Source organism: Streptomyces phytophilus, assembly GCF_013870535.1.
GTDB classification, from domain to species: Bacteria; Actinomycetota; Actinomycetes; order Streptomycetales; family Streptomycetaceae; genus Streptomyces; species Streptomyces phytophilus.
In genome coordinates this window covers 1-2,770 of sequence record NZ_JACBXC010000823.1, presented here as the reverse complement: position 1 = coordinate 2,770, position 2,770 = coordinate 1, and the positions used below count along the sequence as shown (strand labels likewise).

The 2,770-nt window shown below is 70.2% G+C and carries 3 protein-coding genes; all 3 read left to right on the top strand.

Annotation, left to right across the window (positions count from 1 at the left end):
- Window positions 1-184: 184 nt before the first annotated feature.
- The 3 genes from pyrH (at window position 185) to H5J30_RS25760 (ending at window position 2,636) form a co-directional block, all read left to right on the top strand.
- A complete protein-coding gene (pyrH, locus tag H5J30_RS25770; protein WP_181789738.1) occupies window positions 185-976 on the top strand; it encodes a UMP kinase in 792 nt (263 codons plus the stop codon).
- A 101-nt stretch (window positions 977-1,077) separates the two neighbouring features.
- Window positions 1,078-1,635 carry a ribosome recycling factor gene (gene frr, locus H5J30_RS25765; RefSeq protein ID WP_027743548.1) on the top strand — a complete coding sequence of 186 codons (558 nt, stop codon included), beginning with the start codon at window positions 1,078-1,080 and terminating at the stop codon, window positions 1,633-1,635.
- 71 nt (window positions 1,636-1,706) lie between these two features.
- Complete coding sequence (locus H5J30_RS25760) at window positions 1,707-2,636, top strand: phosphatidate cytidylyltransferase (protein ID WP_181789737.1); 930 nt, start codon at window positions 1,707-1,709, stop codon at window positions 2,634-2,636.
- The last annotated feature ends 134 nt before the right edge of the window (window positions 2,637-2,770 follow it).

The window sequence follows — 2,770 nt, the reverse complement described above, 5'->3', positions numbered from 1 at the left end:
GGCGAACGGCACGCACGGTGTACGGCGAACGGCCACCGGCCCCGCTAGGGTCGGGTTGAGTTGTAGCGGGCCGGCACGGGCGACCGCCGCCGGGCCGCGGAAGTGACGAGGAGGCCATTGCCGGGAATGGGTGTATGAGAACCCCACGGCGATGGCCTCCTTCGCATGCGCACGAGGAGACTTCATGAACGAGGACGCCGACGCGGACCACGGCCACCAGGAGAAGGCGGACCACGGCCACCACACGAAGAGGAACAGCTCGCGCTTCCTGCTGAAGCTGTCCGGCGAGGCGTTCTCCGGCGGCGGGGATCTCGGCGTCGACCCGGACGTCGTCCACGCCATCGCCCGCGAGATCGCGGCAGTCGTCCGCGACGGGTACGAGATCGCCGTGGTGATCGGCGGTGGCAACTTCTTCCGCGGCGCCGAACTGCAGCAGCGCGGCATGGACCGGGCCCGCTCCGACTACATGGGCATGCTCGGCACGGTCATGAACTGCCTCGCCCTGCAGGACTTCCTGGAGAAGGAGGGCATCGACTCCCGGGTGCAGACGGCGATCACCATGGGCCAGGTCGCCGAGCCGTACATCCCGCTGCGCGCCATCCGGCACATGCAGAAGGGCCGCGTCGTCATCTTCGGCGCCGGCATGGGCATGCCGTACTTCTCCACGGACACCACCGCCGCGCAGCGCGCGCTGGAGATCCACGCCGAGGCCCTGCTCATGGGCAAGAACGGCGTCGACGGGGTCTACGACGCCGACCCCAAGAAGAACCCGGACGCGGTGAAGTTCGACGCGCTCGAATACGGCGAGGTCATCACCCGCGACCTCAAGGTCGCCGACGCCACGGCCGTCACCCTGTGCCGCGACAACGAACTGCCCATCCTCGTCTTCGAGCTGCTCAAGGAGGGCAACATCGCCCGGGCGGTGCGGAGTGAGAAGATCGGTACGCTCGTGAGCGCGCACGGCAGCCGGGTCTGAGGGATGGACAACGGCCTGCCGGTCGGACACCGTGCAGGCATGGTATGGGCGGAACGGGGGCGCACCCCCGGGCCGCCCACGGAAGAGACCAGGAGCCAGTGGTGATCGAAGAGACCCTCCTCGAAGCCGAGGAGAAGATGGAGAAGGCCGTCGTGGTCGCCAAGGAGGACCTCGCCGCGATCCGCACCGGGCGGGCCCATCCGGCGATGTTCAACAAGATCACGGCGGATTACTACGGGGCTCAGACGCCCATCAACCAACTGGCGTCGTTCTCGGTGCCGGAGCCGCGGATGGCGGTGGTGACCCCGTTCGACAAGAGCGCCCTGCGCAACATCGAGCAGGCCATCCGGGACTCCGACCTCGGCGTCAACCCCTCCAACGACGGCAACATCATCCGGGTGGTCTTCCCGCAGCTCACCGAGGAACGCCGCAAGGAGTTCATCAAGGTCGCCAAGGCCAAGGGCGAGGACGCGCGGATCGCCATCCGGTCCGTACGCCGCAAGGCCAAGGAGACCATCGACAAGGCCATCAAGGACGGCGAGATCGGCGAGGACGAGGGCCGCCGCGCCGAGAAGGAGCTCGACGACACCACGCACAAGTACGTGGCCCAGGTCGATGAGCTGCTCAAGCACAAGGAAGCAGAGCTGCTAGAGGTCTGATGAACGACTCCTCCAGGGGGGCCCCGGCGGGTCCCGTGTACGGCGGGGGTGAAAGGGCGCAGACTCCGCGCATGCCCATCGTGTCCGGCGACGCCCCTGCCGACGAACCCTCCCCCGGTCCCTCCGGGGAACCCGGCGTCCCGGGCGACGCCTCCTCCGCGCCGCCGCCCGCACCCAAGCGGCGCCGCGGCGGCCGGGACCTCGGCGCGGCCATAGGCGTCGGGCTCGGCCTCGGCGCCATCGTGCTGGCCACGCTGTTCGTCGTGAAAGTGCTCTTCCTCGGCGTCATCGTCGTCGCCGTGGCGGTCGGGCTGTGGGAGCTGACGTCGCGGCTGACGGAGTGCCGCGGCATCCGCACCCCGCTGGTGCCGCTGGCCCTCGGCGGCGTCGGGATGATCATCGCCGGGTACGCGCGCGGCGCCGAGGGCGCCGGGGCGGCGCTCGCGCTGACCGCCCTCGCCGTCCCCGTCTGGCGGCTGACGCGCCCCGCGGAGGACTACCTCCGCGACGTCACCGCCGGCGTCTTCGCCGCGTTCTACGTGCCGTTCCTCGCCTCCTTCGTCGCGCTGATGCTCGCCGCGGACGACGACGGGCCGCAGCGGGTGCTGACATTCCTGATCCTCACGGTGATCAGCGACACCGGCGCGTACGCCGTGGGCTACAAGTTCGGCCGCCACAAACTCGCCCCGCGCATCAGCCCCGGCAAGACCCGCGAAGGACTCGGCGGCGCACTGGCGTTCGCGATGGCGGCGGGCGCCGTGTGCATGGAACTGCTCGTCGACGACGGCCGCTGGTGGCAGGGGCTCCTGCTGGGCGCCGCGGCCGCCGCCAGCGCGACCCTCGGCGACCTCGCCGAGTCGATGATCAAACGGGACCTCGGCATCAAGGACATGGGCACGCTGCTCCCCGGCCACGGCGGGATCATGGACCGGCTGGACTCGCTGCTGCCGACGGCACCGGTGGTGTGGCTGCTGATGGTGATCTTCGTCGGCGCGGGCTGACCGCGATCTTCCTCCCGGTTTCGGCGAGGGCCGAAACACGTGGTGCCGCCCCGGCGGGCCGGGCCACGGTGGTGGCCGGATGTCCACGACCGAAGGGGGATTCCCATGAGGATGAGGCGCATGACGGCGCGGGC